Source organism: Pseudogracilibacillus sp. ICA-222130, from assembly GCF_037892545.1.
Classification (GTDB): Bacteria; Bacillota; Bacilli; order Bacillales; family Amphibacillaceae; genus Pseudogracilibacillus.
In genome coordinates this window covers 43,943-61,778 of the sequence record NZ_JBBKBG010000002.1, presented here as the reverse complement: position 1 = coordinate 61,778, position 17,836 = coordinate 43,943, and the positions used below count along the sequence as shown (strand labels likewise).

General features: G+C 35.1%; 14 protein-coding genes, 1 other RNA gene and 1 other annotated feature. Of the genes, 5 read left to right on the top strand and 10 right to left on the bottom strand.

Annotated elements, in window-relative coordinates; all coding sequences use genetic code 11:
* Positions 1 to 19: 19 nt before the first annotated feature.
* Positions 20 to 1,159: a tRNA epoxyqueuosine(34) reductase QueG gene (gene queG, locus WKT09_RS01685; RefSeq protein ID WP_340414361.1), complete on the bottom strand. Its 1,140-nt coding sequence runs from the start codon at positions 1,157 to 1,159 to the stop codon at positions 20 to 22.
* 102 nt (positions 1,160 to 1,261) lie between these two features.
* Here queG and dat point away from each other — a divergent pair, with 102 nt between their 5' ends.
* A complete protein-coding gene (gene dat, locus WKT09_RS01680; RefSeq protein WP_340414360.1) occupies positions 1,262 to 2,125 on the top strand; it encodes a D-amino-acid transaminase in 864 nt (287 codons plus the stop codon).
* Positions 2,126 to 2,186: 61 nt separating this feature from the next.
* On the opposite strand, the gene WKT09_RS01675 is transcribed toward dat, so the two are convergent.
* The 3 genes from WKT09_RS01675 to WKT09_RS01665 all read right to left on the bottom strand — a co-directional run bounded on the left by WKT09_RS01675 (position 2,187) and on the right by WKT09_RS01665 (position 6,765).
* Complete coding sequence (locus tag WKT09_RS01675; protein WP_340414359.1) at positions 2,187 to 3,140, bottom strand: alpha/beta hydrolase; 954 nt, start codon at positions 3,138 to 3,140, stop codon at positions 2,187 to 2,189.
* A 91-nt stretch (positions 3,141 to 3,231) separates the two neighbouring features.
* Complete coding sequence (locus tag WKT09_RS01670) at positions 3,232 to 5,370, bottom strand: YhgE/Pip domain-containing protein (RefSeq protein ID WP_340414358.1); 2,139 nt, start codon at positions 5,368 to 5,370, stop codon at positions 3,232 to 3,234.
* A gap of 549 nt (positions 5,371 to 5,919) precedes the next feature.
* On the bottom strand, positions 5,920 to 6,765 hold the full coding sequence (locus WKT09_RS01665; RefSeq protein ID WP_340414357.1) for an SAM hydrolase/SAM-dependent halogenase family protein: 846 nt from the start codon (positions 6,763 to 6,765) through the stop codon (positions 5,920 to 5,922).
* A gap of 53 nt (positions 6,766 to 6,818) precedes the next feature.
* Positions 6,819 to 7,087: a binding site (T-box leader), on the bottom strand.
* A 251-nt stretch (positions 7,088 to 7,338) separates the two neighbouring features.
* Between WKT09_RS01665 and WKT09_RS01660 the strand changes: the two genes are divergently transcribed.
* Positions 7,339 to 8,283, top strand: coding sequence for a DMT family transporter (locus tag WKT09_RS01660; RefSeq protein ID WP_340414356.1), 945 nt, complete (start codon positions 7,339 to 7,341; stop codon positions 8,281 to 8,283).
* A gap of 176 nt (positions 8,284 to 8,459) precedes the next feature.
* Here WKT09_RS01660 and WKT09_RS01655 read toward each other — a convergent pair whose 3' ends face one another.
* The 3 genes from WKT09_RS01655 to WKT09_RS01645 form a co-directional block, all read right to left on the bottom strand.
* Positions 8,460 to 9,863 (bottom strand): MDR family MFS transporter, encoded by a 1,404-nt coding sequence (locus WKT09_RS01655; RefSeq protein ID WP_340414355.1) that lies wholly within the window; start codon positions 9,861 to 9,863, stop codon positions 8,460 to 8,462.
* Positions 9,864 to 9,930: 67 nt separating this feature from the next.
* Positions 9,931 to 10,112: non-coding RNA, 6S RNA (gene ssrS / locus WKT09_RS01650), on the bottom strand.
* A 76-nt stretch (positions 10,113 to 10,188) separates the two neighbouring features.
* Entirely contained in the window at positions 10,189 to 10,485 is a 297-nt protein-coding gene (locus WKT09_RS01645; protein WP_340414354.1) for a DUF1294 domain-containing protein, read from the bottom strand.
* 135 nt (positions 10,486 to 10,620) lie between these two features.
* Between WKT09_RS01645 and WKT09_RS01640 the strand changes: the two genes are divergently transcribed.
* Both WKT09_RS01640 and purU read left to right on the top strand, forming a co-directional pair.
* Positions 10,621 to 11,805: an RtcB family protein gene (locus WKT09_RS01640; RefSeq protein WP_340414353.1), complete on the top strand. Its 1,185-nt coding sequence runs from the start codon at positions 10,621 to 10,623 to the stop codon at positions 11,803 to 11,805.
* A gap of 64 nt (positions 11,806 to 11,869) precedes the next feature.
* Positions 11,870 to 12,757 carry a formyltetrahydrofolate deformylase gene (purU, locus tag WKT09_RS01635; RefSeq protein ID WP_340414352.1) on the top strand — a complete coding sequence of 296 codons (888 nt, stop codon included), beginning with the start codon at positions 11,870 to 11,872 and terminating at the stop codon, positions 12,755 to 12,757.
* Between the two features lie 40 nt (positions 12,758 to 12,797).
* Here purU and WKT09_RS01630 read toward each other — a convergent pair whose 3' ends face one another.
* The 3 genes from WKT09_RS01630 to WKT09_RS01620 form a co-directional block, all read right to left on the bottom strand.
* On the bottom strand, positions 12,798 to 13,706 hold the full coding sequence (locus WKT09_RS01630) for a DMT family transporter (RefSeq protein WP_340414351.1): 909 nt from the start codon (positions 13,704 to 13,706) through the stop codon (positions 12,798 to 12,800).
* Between the two features lie 28 nt (positions 13,707 to 13,734).
* Complete coding sequence (rpoN, locus tag WKT09_RS01625; protein WP_340414350.1) at positions 13,735 to 15,024, bottom strand: RNA polymerase factor sigma-54; 1,290 nt, start codon at positions 15,022 to 15,024, stop codon at positions 13,735 to 13,737.
* A 78-nt stretch (positions 15,025 to 15,102) separates the two neighbouring features.
* Positions 15,103 to 15,642, bottom strand: coding sequence for a hydrolase (locus tag WKT09_RS01620; protein WP_340414349.1), 540 nt, complete (start codon positions 15,640 to 15,642; stop codon positions 15,103 to 15,105).
* A 193-nt stretch (positions 15,643 to 15,835) separates the two neighbouring features.
* On the opposite strand from WKT09_RS01620, the gene WKT09_RS01615 reads away from it, so the two are divergent.
* Positions 15,836 to 17,530 (top strand): SulP family inorganic anion transporter, encoded by a 1,695-nt coding sequence (locus tag WKT09_RS01615; protein ID WP_340414348.1) that lies wholly within the window; start codon positions 15,836 to 15,838, stop codon positions 17,528 to 17,530.
* Positions 17,531 to 17,836 lie beyond the last annotated feature (306 nt).

Here is a 17,836-nt window from a genome sequence, read left to right as displayed (position 1 = left end):
ATCGAATACGTAAAGTTATTTACTTTTTACTTTTAATTAAAACTAATCCTTTTTCAATTTCCTCTAAAACAATAGCTTCTTTTTCATGTTCCAATGCAACTTTTAAAGCATTTTCCGCTTCTTCGGTTCCAATTTTTCCTAAAGCCCATGCTGCCGTTCCACGTATAACTGGTCGCACATCATTTTTTACTATATCCATTAATAATTCAATAGAGGAAGTATCTTTAAAATGAGCTAATGCTATAATGGCATTTCTTTGCAATGGGTTTTTTCCACGCCAAAAACCGGATACATGTCCAAATTTTTCTTTTAATTCACGATTTGACATCGTCAACATCGGTTTTAATAAAGGCTTGGCTATTTCTCCATCCGGTTCAAACGCTTCATGTAAGTGAAAGTCGATTCCTTTATTTTTCGGACATACTGCCTGACACGTATCACAACCATATATTCTCGTTCCAATTTTTGAGCGAAACATATCTGGTAACATTTGTTTTGTCTGCGTTTGAAAGGCAAGACACATTTGCGCATTTAATGTTCGTTCTTCTACCAGCGCACCAGTCGGACAAGCCGTACGGCAAAGATTACAATCTCCACAACCATCTTCCACTCGTTCATCTTCCGTAAAAGGAATATTCGTGATCATTTCTCCTAAATATACGAACGAACCATATTCCTCTGTGATGAGCAATGTATTTTTTCCGATAAAACCAATTCCAGCTCGTTTAGCGACAGAACGATCACTTAATTCCCCAGTATCCACCATAATTTTATACTTAAAACCTGCTACACGATTTCCTATATAATTTGCTAATTGTTGCAATCGGTCACGTAACACATGGTGATAATCTTCTCCCCAAGATGCACGGCAAAATATACCACGATATGCATCTTTTTTATTTTTAGGGGGATTTTTTATTTTAGATGGGTAAGCAATTGCAACCGAAATAATTGATTGTGCTTCTGAAAATAAACGTTTCGGTTCTGTACGCTCTTCCACCGTTCCTTTTTCAAAACCAGAACTATAATTTAATCGTTCGTGGTCAATTAAACGTTGTTTTAAAGATGTGAATACATCCGCCGTCGTAAAACCAATTTTGTCAATTCCGATTTCCTCTGCATGTTGTTTAATATCTTCTTTTAATTGTTCCAATTGCATAGCTCCCACCTCCAGTCTATAAATAAATACTCTTGTAGTAATTTACATTATCCTTTATTAATTGTAAAATAAAATTGACTATATGAAGAGAGGAATGATGACGTGTCAACTTATTCTATTATTCTTTCACAAGATAAGTTTGTGCACAAAGACAGTTTACAATTTCCGTTTGAAGAACGAGCATTACAGTTTGGTGATGGAGTATACGAAGTAATTCGCGTATATAATGGGGAGCCATATTTATTTGAGTCGCATGTCGACCGTTTGTACCGTTCATTAGCTGCTATTAAAATTGATTTAAAAATAGAGAAAGAAACATTATCCTCTTTATTAAAAGAATTGATCGAACGAAACAACGTGGAAGAAGATTGTTTCATTTATTTACAAGTATCACGTGGTTCAGCGACAAGAATTCACCACTTCCCTACAGATGTAGAACCAAACCTATATGCATACATTCAAAAGCAATCCCGTAATGTTGACAATGTTAAAAACGGCGTTCGTACAATTGTCGTGGAAGATATTCGCTGGAAAAATTGCTATATTAAAAGTTTAAATTTATTGCCGAACGTTTTAGCCAAACAGGCTGCTGCTGAAAAAGGATGTTATGAGGCCATCCAACATATCGATGGTGTTGTAACAGAATGTGCTTCCTCAAATGTGTATCTAGTGAAAAATGGTAACGTATATACACATCCAGCTACCAATCGCATTTTAAATGGTTGTGTTCGGATGGCAGTAAAAGAATTTTGTGAAAAGTTAGATATTCCATTTATAGAAGAGGCGTTTACTTTAGAAGATATCCATGAGGCGGATGAAATGTTTTTAACGAGTAGTAACTCAGAGGTATCGCCAATTATTGAAGTAGACGGCAAAATGATTCAGGATGGTAAACCTGGTCCTGTTTCGACTTTACTACAAGAAACATATGAAAAAGATGCAAATATTTCAGTAAAACTAGCTTAAATTTTCTTTGATTCAAAAGGACGAATAACCTTTTAAGAAAATTCGTCCTTTTTTGTTTCGCTTAATCCTCTACATATTTATGTAAGAACTCTGTAACAGTAGCCATGAATTTTGCCTCATACATCACTCCTGCTTCACCATGATTTGCCTTCGGAAACGTAACGAGTTCTTTCTCACTGCTCGTAGCCTCAAACAATACATCGGTCATTTCAGCAGGTATGAATGTATCTGCTTCCCCTGCTATGTACAAAATTGGAACAGTAGCCTTTTTCACTTGTTTTAAAGCAGAAGCTTCTCGTAGGCCATAATTCGCTCTTAATTTTGTCACAATACTCGTTGTCGTTAAAATCGGTTCTTTCGGTAAATGGAACATCCGCGTCATTTGATAGCCAAATAAATCATAGACCGAAGTATAAGGGCTATCGGCAATGATCGCTTTTATCTCATTTGGTACATCTTCTCCACTTACCATTAATACCGTTGCAGCTCCCATCGATAATCCGTGCAAAACAATTTGCTTTTTTCCGTAGGCTTCTTCTAACGTTTCCACCCATTTGATCATATCAAGGCGATCATGCCAGCCAAATCCATAATAATCCCCTTCACTTTTGCCATGGCCACGTAGATCAGGCATAAATAAATTGTACCCAAGTTCTTCATAATAATATTTTCCATAAAGACTCATTTGTAATGCATTTCCTAAATAACCATGACCGAAAATAACCGTCTTATCACTATCCTTCTGTGGTAAATAATAGCCTTGTAATGTGATACCATCGTCACTCTGCATTGTCATTTCGATAAACGGTTGTTCATCCTTCCACTTGATCCAATCCCCTTTCAGAAATGTATCCATCGTCTCGTCTGCAACTTCTAAATCGCTATTATTTTGCAAAAATTCCTTCGGTCCACGTTCAATCGCCAAATGATAAAAATAAAAACCTGCAAGCACATCGGCAATGCATAAAAATATAAATAAACTAATGATTATTTTAAGCCAATTTTTTCGTTTCAATATCGCAAACTCCTTTTAAAAAAGGACACGAACGAATGAATTAGTTCGCCCGTGCCTCTCCCATTACAACCTTCCTATCATATGCATGTCATTAGTGGAATAATCGTCCACCTTTTGATTGAATTAATTTTTTCATCTTTTTCTGGATTGGTCCCTTTAAGAAGACACCGACCGTTATGGATATCGCCGCAAAAATAATTAGTGCAACAATATCTAAGTATGCCCGCTTCCAAATGATTCCACCTACCGCTTCACGCATTAAGTCAACACCATACGTAAATGGTAAAAATGGATTTACTGCTTGGAAAAACTCTGGCAATAAGACGACAGGGTATGTTCCACCTGAACTTGCAATTTGTAATACGAGTAAAATGATCGCAACGGCCTTTCCGACATCCCCTAACAGCGCAATGGCCGTATACACAATCGACATAAATACTAGACTTATTAATAACCCAAATATGACAAACCAGAATGGGCTACTTACTTCAACACCGAGAATAAATATATCCCCTAATGTAACAATGACAGTTTGCAATAATCCAATCGTCATAAACGTTAGCATTCGACCAGTGTACACTACTTTTGGACTTAACGTATCTTCTTCTGGAACATTTGGCGATAATAAAGAAATTAATAATAATCCACCAACCCATAAAGATAATACCGTGTAAAAAGGAGTCATCCCTGTACCATAGTTAGGAATTGGAAACACTTCATTCTTATGAAGCACAACTGGCTCTGCAAAGAATCCTTTTTCTTTTTCCGGGTCATTTAATAATAAGTCGATAATTTCTTGCATGTCTGCTTCATCTTGTACTTCCCGAATCGTATCTGCTAATGTATTTACACGATCTTGCACTTGAGGATACACACTGAATAACGTATTTAATGCTTCTTGTCCTTCATCTATTTTCGTATCTGTTTCATTTAACATTTTTTCGATTTCTGGAATCGCATTACTTATATCATTTATCATGCCTTTTGCTTCATTTACTGTTTCTTGGCCAGCATGAATTTCAGCTAACATTTTCGGTTCTATTTCATCTTCGTATTTCTCTACAAAAGCCTGTAAATCAATATCTGTTACAGAGCCAATGCTTTCCTGTAAGTCTTTGAAAAATTGTTCGTTATTTCCGATGAATGCTTTAATATCATCTGTTTTTCCTTGTACAGTTGCAATATCCTCTTTCATCGATTCCAATGTAGTAATTAACGTTTCAATCTCTTCATTTTCTTCCTCTAAATTATTTTGCATTTCTTGTAAAGATGCAATAATACCGTCGATATCCTCTGTTATCTTAGGTAATTCAGATTCGATACTTTCCACATCTATTTCTTCTAACTCTTCCTTAATTGCCTCCTCAATTTCAGCCCGTTTTTCATTTACATCTTTAAAAACAGCCTCAATTTCTTTCACTTCTTCTTTCAACGCTGGAGAAATAGCTTTTAATTTCTCCTCTACCTCATTTAAAAAAGTACTCGTTTTTTGAATCGCATCTAATCCTTTTTTTGTCACTTCTTTTGCTTGAGGAATTTTTTCGTTCGCCACATCTAACATATTGCTCGCATGTGTTAATTGTTCATCCATTTCTACAAGCTTATCGTGGATGTTCGGTAACTCTTCCTCTAATGTAAATACGTACTCTTCAAATAATTCAATTTCTGGAATCGACTCTTCTAATTCCAGTCCAATATCGTTAAATATTTCAAAGATAATTCCATTTACTGTACTAATAAATTCACTACTTATTTCCTCTACAATGACTGAGGCACCTTTATCCGTGATTTTTGGAGCAATCGCATTAATCTTTTCATTTACATAATATTCCATTGTTGCCTTTTCCGGTTCCGCTTTTACAACGGAACCTAATGTTTCAGAAAAATCTTCTGGCACGACAATCACTGCATAATAATTTCCATATTCAAGTTCTTCCATCGCTTCTTTCCGATCGACAAAATGCCAATTAAAATTCGTATCTTTTTTTAAATTATCAACTAATTTTTTTCCGACATCGATTTCTTCACCACGTACAGTTGCACCGACATCTTCGTTGACAAAACCAAGTGGGATTTGATCTGTTTGGGCATATGGATCCCAAGATGCTTTAATATTTAACCATGCATATAAAGAAGGTAAAAAGATAAGTCCACCAATTAAAACAATGGACACTATATTTGTTACAATGCTATGTAGATCTCGTTTATATAAAGTAAAAATTTTTTTCATATTTTCCCTTCCTTGTAAGTTTTCGTTTTGTCAAAAGTTTCTTAATTAAAACTTTCGTTTTCGTTAATTTCAAGCCCCTTCATTCAAAAAATCTTGCCACCCTTTATTTTAGGGCAAAATTAAGGGTACCAAGCACTCAAAAATCGCTTTTTAAAGGAAATCAATTTAAAAATATCCTCATTGTTTAAAGACATTGGAACGCATGGAAGAACGAAAAGACATTTCATTTTAAAGTGTTAGATGAACAATTATGCTTACCATCAACAAAAGCTGAATCATAACTGACGAAGAAAAGAATCGTATGTTTGTCAAAAGCGATAACATTCATTTTAATGCCATTTACATTCCAAACCCTGATTTCGCATTCGTTTTCATAGAAGTTTTGACGTTACCTAAGTTTTCAAATTCATTCTATATTTTTTAGTTTAGACTATCATAACATACTATATAAGGGAAAATTATAAAAAAAAAGAAAAACATAATGATTTGTCATATTTTTTTCTATAAGTAAGAAAAAATTATAACATATCTATATGTTTATCTAGTATTTTATGCCTCTCTTTTTTGAATTGTAATGGTCCAACTTACACCTGTACCAATATCATATGCTTGTGCAAAAGACCCTTGGTTAATCGCTACACCTAATTTATCAACTGAGTTCACATATAGTAACGGCTCTCCCAAACGACTGTCTGCAAAAGACTTCCCGTACGTCATCGCATTTTTATAAATAGTGCGACCATTATTTTCAATTGTCACATCTAATAAGTCTCCATATTGAACGTTCGCTTCAACAAATAAAGTACGACTAATATTCGTCCATAAATTCCCAAACCGAACATCTAGTATGTCAATATTCCCTTTTACGATCCCGTCTCCACCTGTTGCAACTGGATTTGGCAATGAAATAACATCAGCAACCGCTAATTCTCTCCCTACTCCTTCAAAACTTATTTCTTCTGCCGCCAGTCGTGCTCCAGTATATGCATAAATATCCCGACCGTGGAATGTATAGGACTCTCCAGAATTCGGTAATCGGTTTTTCGTTTCATCAATTTCACGTAAAGCTACAATATCAAAGTTTTCTAATACATGTGTTAATGTTCCATTATTTGGTGTAACGATATATTGATTTGTTGCTGTTTTTGCAACTACACTTAAACGGTTGGTTCCGACACCAGGGTCCACAACAGAGACAAAAACAGTCTCTTCTGGCCAATAAGAAATCGTTTGATATAACCGGTATGATCCTTCCCATATATTATATTGTGGAATTTCATGTGTTAAATCATATATATTTAAAGTTGGGTTAACACTTAATGCAACACCATACATCGCACTAACCGCCCCGTCACATAAACCAAAGTCTGTTTGAATTACTAAATGTTTTGTCATGTTCATCCCTCCAAAAATATTCGTAAAATTAAAAAACCACGTCCTTATTTATCTATAAGGACGTGGTTGGATATACGTGGTACCACCTTATTTTTTTATATGTTCACACATATAAACTTTATAAGTACGCAAATGTCCAAAAGAACATTATCAATACTTTTGCATAGCTAACGGATGCAAATCCGTCGAAACTTACTAACAATCGTGTTCAGTCCGAAACTCGAAGGCCATTTTCTGATTGATCATTTTTGCTTCTTTTCAGCTCCCGAAGCTCTCTGTAAAAAACGAGGGCAACCATACTTTCCCTTTTCAACGTCTTTAAAAATGTATACTTATTTGAATTACTAATGATTATAATTCCATATTTTTTTTAAGTCAAGGAATATTGTTAATTATCAGTATTTTCTTTTTTTATCATCCATGTTAAAATTGCGGTAAGATAGAGTAATTTCATCTTTTTTATATGCTATGGATGCATATTAGAAATGTTTTTTCTCTAACGATGTTATTGGAGTAACACACATTTCTAATATGCCTGCTTTGAACAATCTAATCGGAAAAAGGGGTGTGACTATGCGGCCAATCTTCATTGGATTATTAGCAGCATTGTTTTTTTCGTTTGCATTTATTTTTAACCGAAATATGGAATTAGCTGGAGGAAGTTGGATATGGAGTGCTTCTATCCGGTTCTTTTTTATGTTACCAATGTTACTTATATTTGTACATGTAAGAAAACAAGTACTGCCTGTTTTACAACATATTAAAAAATATCCAAAGGAATGGATCATTTGGAGTACGGTCGGTTTTAGCTTTTTTTATGCGCCGTTAACTTTTGCGACCATCCATGCACCTGGATGGCTTGTAGCAGCAACATTTCAATTAAACATTGTCGCAGGGTCATTGCTCGTCCCTTTTATTAATAAATCAAATCGATCCATTCCGATCCAAAGTGTATTTATTTCCATCATCATTATTATCGGGATTTTCATGATGCAATTGGAACATGCAGAAAACGTTCCAATCAAAGCGATTCTTTTATCTGTCATCCCGATGATTGTCGCTGCTATTTCCTATCCTTTAGGAAATAGAAAAATGATGCAACTTGTCGATGGAGAATTAAATTCCATCCAACGTGTTTTAGGAATGACCATTGCTTCCATGCCATTTTGGATTTTATTATCCATTTTTGGTGCACTATCACATGGAGCACCGACACCAAATCAACTCGTACAAGTATTTATCGTTGCGGTTTTTTCTGGGGTAATTGCAACTATTTTATTTTTCTATGCGACGGACCTCGTACGACATGACAACCATAAACTTGCTGGGGTAGAATCAACCTCTACTGGAGAAGTAGTTTTTTCCTTACTAGGTGAAATGTTATTACTTGGATTTTTCGTGCCAAGTTTTATGACGATAATTGGATTAATCCTCGTCATATTCGGGATTATTTTGCACAGCATTTTATCCCGCATACAAGATAAGCGAACATTAAAGTCAAACAGAGCAGTATCTTAATGAACGCTTTATATATTCGCTAAAAATGGAGCCACAAACTAATAGAAATAATAAAACACGAAAGATGATCGTATCAAGTGTGATTTGATTTCCGCACTTATTACCTATGCACCATTCTTTCGTGTTTTATTTGAAGCATTTCTATTGTTTCAAACCTTGTAACCTTTTTACCTAGTTTATTGCACCTTTTTGTCTTTTACGAACAACGATAAAATAAGAGCGATAAACGTAATTGCCGTTGCAACATAAAACGCAATATTTACTCCATGGACGAGCGCATCAAAATCATCTTCATGCTTCGGAACCAAGGCTGTCACAGACATAATCGTTACAAATAATGCTGTTCCAATCGAAGCCGCTACTTGACGCATCGTATTTGTCATCGCTGTTCCATGTGGAATTAATTTGTTCGGTAAAGCATTTAAACCCGCTGTTGTCGATGGCATCATAACCATCGCAATACCGACCATTCGTACAGCAAATACAACTGTAATATACGTTAAGGTTGTTTCAGACGTTAATCTCGTAAAGAAAGCGGTCGTCACCGTCATAATCGTTAATCCGGTAATTAACAACCATCTTGCACCTATTCGGTCGAATACTTTTCCTATAAACGGAGAGAGAAAACCCATTACTAATGCGCCCGGTAAAATCATAATGCCTGATTCTAATGCTGTAAATCCAGCCATTAATTGCATATAGATCGGTAAAATGGTCTCCGCTGCAATTAACATCGTAAAAACAACCATCCCTATAATCATCGTGATCGTAAATGTTCGATTCGATAAAACACGAAATTCTAAAATCGGCTCTTTTAAACGATATTGTCGCGTAATGAACATTGTTAATGTAATGGCACCAATCACTAACGACAACATAACATTCCAATTTAACCAACCGAAATTTCCGACACTACTAAATCCGTACAATAAACCGCCAAATCCGAAAACCGATAAAATAATCGACGGATAATCCACTTTCGGGAACGTACGCGTAATAATGTTTTTCATAAAAACATATCCAAAGATTAAATCCAAAATCGCTAGCGGCATAATAATTAAAAATAAATAACGCCAAGGGAATATTTCAATAAACCAACCAGCTAAGCTTGGTCCAATGGCAGGTGCAAACGAAATAACTAAGCCAGCCATTCCCATAGCAAACCCTCGTTTTTCTATAGGAAAGATCAACATAAATATTGTCATCATTAACGGCATTAACACACCAGCACCAATCGCTTGGATAATTCGTCCAACCATTAAGAATGAAAAATTAGGGGTAATAAAACAGATGAACGTCCCTACAATAAATGTTCCCATGGAGAAGAGAAAAAGCCTTCTCGTCGAAAAGGTTTCCATTAAAAACGCTGTAATTGGAATCATAATTCCATTTACTAGCATAAAAATCGTCGTAACCCATTGCCCCATATTTTCCGTTAAATCAAACTCTTTCATAATATAAGGTGTAGCGGTTATTAATAATGTCTGATTTAAAATAGCTAAAAAAGAGCCAATTAATAATACTGCTACAATCGGGCCATTTTTATGCGGTGATTCATTTCTTTCTATGTATTCTCCCATATCTCTTCCCCCTCAATACACAAAAAATTCCGTATCTATATACGGAATTTACATCATCAATATTCATATGTAAGCCACAATGCCGTAATAAATTAAAAAGTTTTAACCACCACTTTACACAAAGTGGGTGTTTGCAGTAGGTTTTCTGTTTTCCACTCAATCGAGGCATAACATCCGACCTACGATTAAAACTCCCTAATTTCTATTTAGAGGTTAAACTTTAGTAAATTACGAACATCGCAGCTCTCTATATATATGATAAACATAACAAACGAAAAAAGCAATGGAAAGAATTTACTAACTTATTCTTGACGAACTTATTTTGCTATCCATATCTCCAGTCATAAAGATATAAAATACAACTAATTTGGAGCATCATAAAAAAAGGTAGACCAAACGTAAAATACCATTTCTTCGTTTTATGACGGAATATGTACATTCCTATTATTAACCCTACTGTTCCACCTAATAATGCTACAAGCCATAAATTTTGTTCACTTATTCGATAGGACCCTTTTATTGCCCGTTTTTTATCTATCCCCATTAAAATATATCCGAATACATTCAAAGCACATACATACAGTACAAACCAATCAACCATCTCCATCACCTCTTTCTCCATCATACCATCCTTCATATTTAGAACGAACAACATCATGTCCCATTCAATCTCTTTTATAAAAAAGGATATACGTACAAGTTATTTTTCGGAAATGGAATGATTCATGTATAATAAACATATAAAGGAGGCAATTCAATGAAGACAATCATTTTTGGAGAACATGAAAAAGATACGATACGTCAATTTCATCAATGTTTACAAGTTGGTCAAGTAGTTGGTGGAGCTTTATGTGCGGATGGACATTATGGCTATTCCCAACCAGTTGGTGGTGTGGTCGTATATGACAATCAGATTTCTCCATCGGGTGTCGGATATGATATTGCTTGTGGTAATAAAGCTGTAAAAACAGATTTATTATATACAGATATAAAAGATGCTATGCCAAAAATCATGGATGAAATACAGAAAAATATTATATTCGGATTCGGAAAGAAACATCCGAATCCTCCTGACCATGCATTGTTCGATGATGATGCATGGAATGTATATAAAGAAATTGGAAAACATGAACATGATACATTAAAAGCATTAGCCCGTGCTCAACTAGGTACTACTGGATCAGGTAATCATTATGTCGATATTTTAATTGATCAAAAAACCGATGAAGTATGGGTGGCCAACCATTTTGGTAGCCGTGGATTAGGTCATCGAACAGCAACTGGATTTCTCAATTTGGCGAATGGACGAGACTTTTCAGATCGCCCTAAGAGAGAGTCAATGGAAACCCCACCAATCATTTTTAATTTAGATTCAGAGCTTGGTTCCATGTATTTTGATGCAATGAATTTAGCCGGTAAATATGCTTATGCTGGAAGGGATTATGTCATCGATGTCGTTTTACATATATTACAAGCAAACCGTATCGATGAAGTACATAATCACCATAATTTTGCATGGAAAGAAACCCATTTCGGAAACGAATATGTCGTCGTTCGTAAAGGGGCAACACCTGCTTTTCCTGGTCAACGTGGTTTTGTCGGCGGAAGCATGGGAGATATTTCTGTTATTTTAGAAGGGGTACACAGTTCTAAAAGCGAGGAAGCTTTTTATAGTACGGTGCACGGTTCAGGAAGAATTATGAGTCGTACACAAGCAGCCGGAAAAATGAACTGGAAAACGAAAAAACGTCGTGGTGGTATCATTTCCGAAAAAGATATGCTTATGGCTGTACGTGAATATGGCGTAGAATTACGTGGTGCAGGTACAGATGAAAGTCCATTTGTGTACCGAAAATTACAAGAAGTACTTGATGCACATAAAGAAACAATCCATATTTTACACGTATTAAAACCAATTGGTGTATTAATGGCGACTGATTAGTTTGTAGAATGAACTAAATCTTTGTATAATCAAATAAAATAAAGTTTATAGGAGCAATGAAATTATGTCAGTACATACACAATATAACCGTAACAAAGAAAATATCGGAAGACTGCTCGTAAAATGCCAGGATAAGCCAGGAATCGTTGCAGCACTTTCCACATTTTTATTTGAAAATGAGGCGAATATTTTAGAATCTAACCAGTTCTCAAGTGAAGAGGAAGATGGTATGTTCTACATTCGTTTTGAATATTATTTAGATGATCTTTTAATGAAAAGGGAACAATTAGAAAATGCCTTTTCTAAAATCGCAGAAAAGTTTGAGATGGAATATACATTTACGTATGCAATTAAAAAGAAACGTAGCGCTATTTTCGTTTCAAAGGAAATCCACTGTTTACAAGAATTGTTATGGGAATGGCAAAGTGGTGACTTAGATACAGATATCGCTGTCGTTATTAGTAACCATGAGAATGGCCGCGCCTTAGTTGAATCATTAGGCATCCCTTATTATTATATTCCTGCGAATAAAGATATTCGTGAAGAAGTAGAACAAAAACAAGTGTCATTAATGCGTGAATATGAAATTGATGTTTTAATTTTAGCCCGTTATATGCAAATTTTAACACCTAATTTCGTGGAACATTTCCCGAATAAAATCATTAATATTCACCATTCATTCTTACCTGCATTTATTGGAGCTAAACCGTATGAACGAGCATATAATCGCGGTGTAAAATTAATTGGTGCTACCTCTCACTATGTTACAAATGATTTAGACGAAGGGCCAATTATTGAACAAGATACAGCACGTGTCGACCATCGTAATAATGTACCAACTTTAAAGAAAATTGGACAACAAGTAGAACGACGCGTATTAACACGTGCTGTTAAATGGCATTTAGAAGATCGTGTTATCGTAAAAGATAATAAAACAATTGTATTCCATTAATAAAAAAAGATCAGGCATGAAAATGAATCTGCCTGATCTTTTAATATGCCCTTTTTTCTCTTCGTCGCTTCCAAACATAATCAACCGTACCAGATCCAACAAAAACACCAATAACAATTAAAGCTAACCCGATATAATGCCCTTTATATAATGTTTCTCCAAGAAATAAAACCGTTCCAAATAAAGCAAAAAATGTATTTAAATTTACAAAAATAGCCGTTTCTGTTGGACCAACATATTTTACGGCGTAATTATATACCATATGGCCAAAAGCCGTTGCAATAATGGCACTAAATAAAAAGATACTTCCTAACTTCGGCTCAAATAGTTTCGTTATTTGTCCAATATCCTTTTCAATGAAGAGACTTACTATAAAAATAAAAACAGATCCAACTACGAGCATATATCCCGTTAGAAGTCTTGGGTCGAATGTTGGATTTAATTTACTTATTAAAATAAAACTGAACGCCTGCATCGCCATCGATAAAAAAATAAAAATATCACCGCTTGAAAAGGACGATAATCCCTCTCCACTAGCAAGCGATGTTGTCACGATGCCGATAAATCCTATAAAAAATCCTCCCATTCGTAATTTCGATATATGCTGTCGCAATAATACAATGGCAAATAACATCGTAACAAGTGGGGCTCCACCTAAAATAATCGATGCATTTGCTCCAGAAGTTTTCGTTAAACCAATCGCTAAAAATGTATGATGCATTGCAACATTAAATATTGTAATGATAGCAATCGTTTTCCATTCATTTTTTGTAGGTAAACGAAATAACCCCATTATTTTCGTAATAATTAGCACGGAAATACCAGCAATAAAAATTCGAAATGATGTTAATGTTATCGGTTCAACATTTTTTACTAATACTGCTAAAGCCGATAAATTAAACCCCCAAATTAACATGATGAGTGCTAACAATATGTATATTCTAGTCAAATAATCACCTTTCTACTCCCCGTGCGTTCTATTCTTTCTGCTTTCTTTTCGTTGACGGCGCAATTTGTAATTGTTTCCGATATTTTGCAATCGTCCTTCTAGATATCATAACCCCTTCTTCTTGCAACATTTCCGTGATATCTTGATCAGATAGTGGATGTTTTTTATCTTCTTCTTGAATCCACGTACGAACTTTTTCTTTAATATGTTTTTGAGATAATGTTTTTCCCGTTACAGTAGGTAATGCTGTTGAAAATAAATCTCGTAAAGCAAACGTACCAATTGGTGTTTGAATAAATTTATTTGCGGTAGCACGACTTACTGTTGATTCATGCATCGCAATTTTATCTGCTACTGTCCGTAATGTTAATGGCTCCACATAGGTTAATCCTTTATGAAATACGTGTTGCTGCTTTTGGATGATGACGTACATAATATTTAATAATGTTACACGTCTTTTTTCCAGACTAGCCATCAACCAATTGAATTTAGAACGGTATCTTTGCACATATGTTTGTACTTCTTTTTCATTCGTCTGCATTAAAATTGCATCATCATTGAACGTTAATTTTGACACATAATCATCGTTTAAATGAACAACCCATTCCCCTAGTGCTTCATCATGTTCTACAATAATATCTGGTTCTATATAGACTGTTTCTTTTTTTGCGAGATGATTTGCTGGCTTCGGATGTAAATTATGTTTAATCCATTCCATTTTTTCCTCTACTGCTTCTATCGATGTTTGCAATTGCTTGGCAATTTGTTCAGTCTCTCCGTAACCAATTTCAACTAAGTGATTTTCAATTAACTGATGTAGCAACTCATCATGAGGAGCTAAATGCTTCGCTTGAATGAGTAAACAATCTACTAAACTAGTTGCACCAACACCGATAGGTTCTAATTGATGGACAATATGTAATGCCCGATCAAACTGTTCTGGTAAAATGTGCAAATGACGGATGATATCCTTTCTTTCTGTTCGTAAATAGCCATCTTCTTCTAAAGAATAGATAATGTATTCAACCACTTTTCTATCTTCATCTGATAACGAAAAAATTGCTAATTGTTCGATTAACACGTCATATAAATCTTTTTCTTCGTAAGCGGTTGCTGTAATGACGTCATGTGTGGATAATTCTGTGGAACGATAGGTACTAGGAGGCTCATTCCATTCAATGAACGGATTTTCCTCCACTTTTGCACGTACAAATTCCTGTAATTCAACTGTAGAGAACTGTAACAGTTCAATTGCTTGGCGTAAATCCTTCGTCATCGCTAGCTGTAAAGTTTGTTTTTGTTCTAAGCGAATATGCATCCAATGAGCCTCCTTTGCAAATGGTTCCTTCTATATATATATATGTTGGCATGATAGTTATACTTACTATTTACATATTCACTTAATAATTTTACTTATTTCTTTAAAGTGAGGATGCTCTGCAGAACCCATTAAATCAAATAATGCCATCTCAACAGATGTCACATATGCTCCCAATTGTTTCATTTTTTCAAGCCCTATTTCTTTATTGATAAGAGTTCTGGATGAAATGCAATCAACGACAGCTTCCACATAATAATCTTCCTTCAGTAAATCGCGAGCCGTTTGATATACACAAATATGTGATTCAATTCCTGTTAATAAAATGGATTGACAGTTTAATTGTTCTAATGTCTCTTTAAACTCTTCATTCTTGCATGCACTAAAGGTCATTTTTTCAATCGGCGATAAATTAGTTAAATGTTGTTTCACTTCATCCGATGTCGGTCCTAGCCCTTTCGGATACTGTTCCAACCAAATAATTGGGATTTCGAGAATACTCGCTCCTTGAATCATTCTTTCTAAATTCGTAAGCATTTCTTTACTCTGGTGCATAATTTTTGCTAATTTTCCTTGTACGTCTACAATCACTAACACAGTTTCATCTACATGTATCATCCTACATACCTCCATTTCCCTTTCCTCTATTTTATCATATTCCAAAAAACTGTACAGAATAGAAGTTAGAATTTTTAGATAAGTTATACAAAATCTGTTTCAAATAAAACAACCCTCTGTTCTATAACATAATAAAAGTTTATGATATAATACATATAGATAAGTTTTTATAATCATAGTAGGAGTGTTGTCATTGTTAAAAGATGATCGTTTTAAAGGAATCACGAGCGCTGATATTCGCAAAGATATCGTTGCTGGTATCACCGTTGGGGTTGTTGCTATCCCACTCGGTATGGCTTTCGCGATCGCCTCTGGTGTTAGTCCGGAGTATGGTATTTACACGACGATTATCGCCGGACTAATCGTTGCCGTTTTGGGAGGGTCCCACTTTCAAATCGCTGGGCCCACCGGTGCTTTCATTCCCATTTTGCTTGCGATAGTTCTGCAATATGGATACGAGGACTTACTCATCGCCGGAATGATGGCCGGAGTCATGTTAATCATTATGAGTATATTTAAATTTGGTAGCTTAATTACGTATATTCCACGATCTGTAACAATTGGATTTACATCTGGAATTGCCGTCATTATTTTTTCTGGACAGTTAGAAAACTTTTTTGGATTACAAAACATTGAAAAGAAGCAATATTTTCATGAAAACATGTTGGAAATTATAAACAACTTCCACACCGTTAATTTTTATAGTATTTTCATTGGAATCATTGGTTTACTTCTTATTATTTTTATTCCAAAATTTTTTCCTAGGGCACCTGTTTTATTAATTGCCTTATTAATTCCGACGATTATTTCTGTCATATTTTTTCCAGATAAAACAGCAACAATCGGGTCACAATTTGGAGGAATCCCCCAAGCACTTCCCTCCTTTATCATGCCAGAAATAACGCTTGATAAATTATATTACTTATGGGGACCGGCTTTTGCGATTGCAATGCTTGGAGGAATTGAATCCCTATTATCTGCGGTCGTTGCAGATGGAATGACTGGTAAACAGCATCATTCAAATAAAGAATTATTCGGTCAAGGAGTCGCAAATATCGTCACACCATTTTTTGGGGGAATTCCTGCAACAGGGGCCATTGCACGTACTGCAACAAATATAAAAAGTGGAGCTGTGAGTCCATTTTCAGGTATTTTCCAAAGTGTATTCGTGCTTGCAACTTTATTATTGTTCGCACCGTTCGCTTCACATATTCCATTAGCGAGCATGGCACCAATTTTAATGGTCGTTGCTTATAATATGAGTGAATATAAAACGTTCACGAATATGCTCAAAATGCGAACATCTGATTCACTCGTATTGATTACGACTTTTCTATTAACAGTATTCGTTAACTTAACAGTTGCTGTTCCGGTCGGATTATTACTTGCGATGGTTTCATTCGTTCGTCGTATTAGTTCTTTATTAGAGGTGGAATCGATTAAACCAGAAAAATATGTGCAGGAGAAAAAAGTCCAAGCGAATTGCCCAAAAATTGCTAGCTTTACGATTCGTGGTCCATTATTTTTCGGTGCTGCAGATCGTTTCGAATCCATCTTATCCCGAGCTATTCACCGTCGTCCAAAAGTATTAATATTAAAAATGCGTCACGTATCCATGATTGATGCAACAGGGGAAGCGAACTTAGCATCATTTATTCAACATTATTTGAAACATGGTGGTACCGTGCTTATTGCGGAACTAGATGAAGCACCTTTAGAAATATTAAAACGAAGTGGATTATATGAAACTATCGGGGCACAACATTTCTTCTCTGACACAACAGATGCAATCAATCAAGCATTGAATTTAATTGATGTATCGAATTGTCCTTACTGTCAAAAAAATGGCGTAAAAAGCTGTAGTGTATATAAACAAATTCGTTCATAAACTAATATGTATTGCTTAAAATGATTCACGAGGACATTTTCGTATAAAGTAGAGGATGATATAATATGTTGGAGTTAGCCAATGCTGACTCCAACGGTTATTATTCCATTATTGGAATGTGTGAAAGAAAAGAATTTTACAGCGCTGTCGTATACACTAAACGCTGTTGACCAATCGTTATACTTTCATTACATAAAGAAAAGCATTAAGACAATTAAAAAACATATACCGTAATATCAAGCATAGCTTGATATATGAAACGTAGGAAATGTACGTAGACTCCTGCGTAAGAAAAGGCCTAAATAA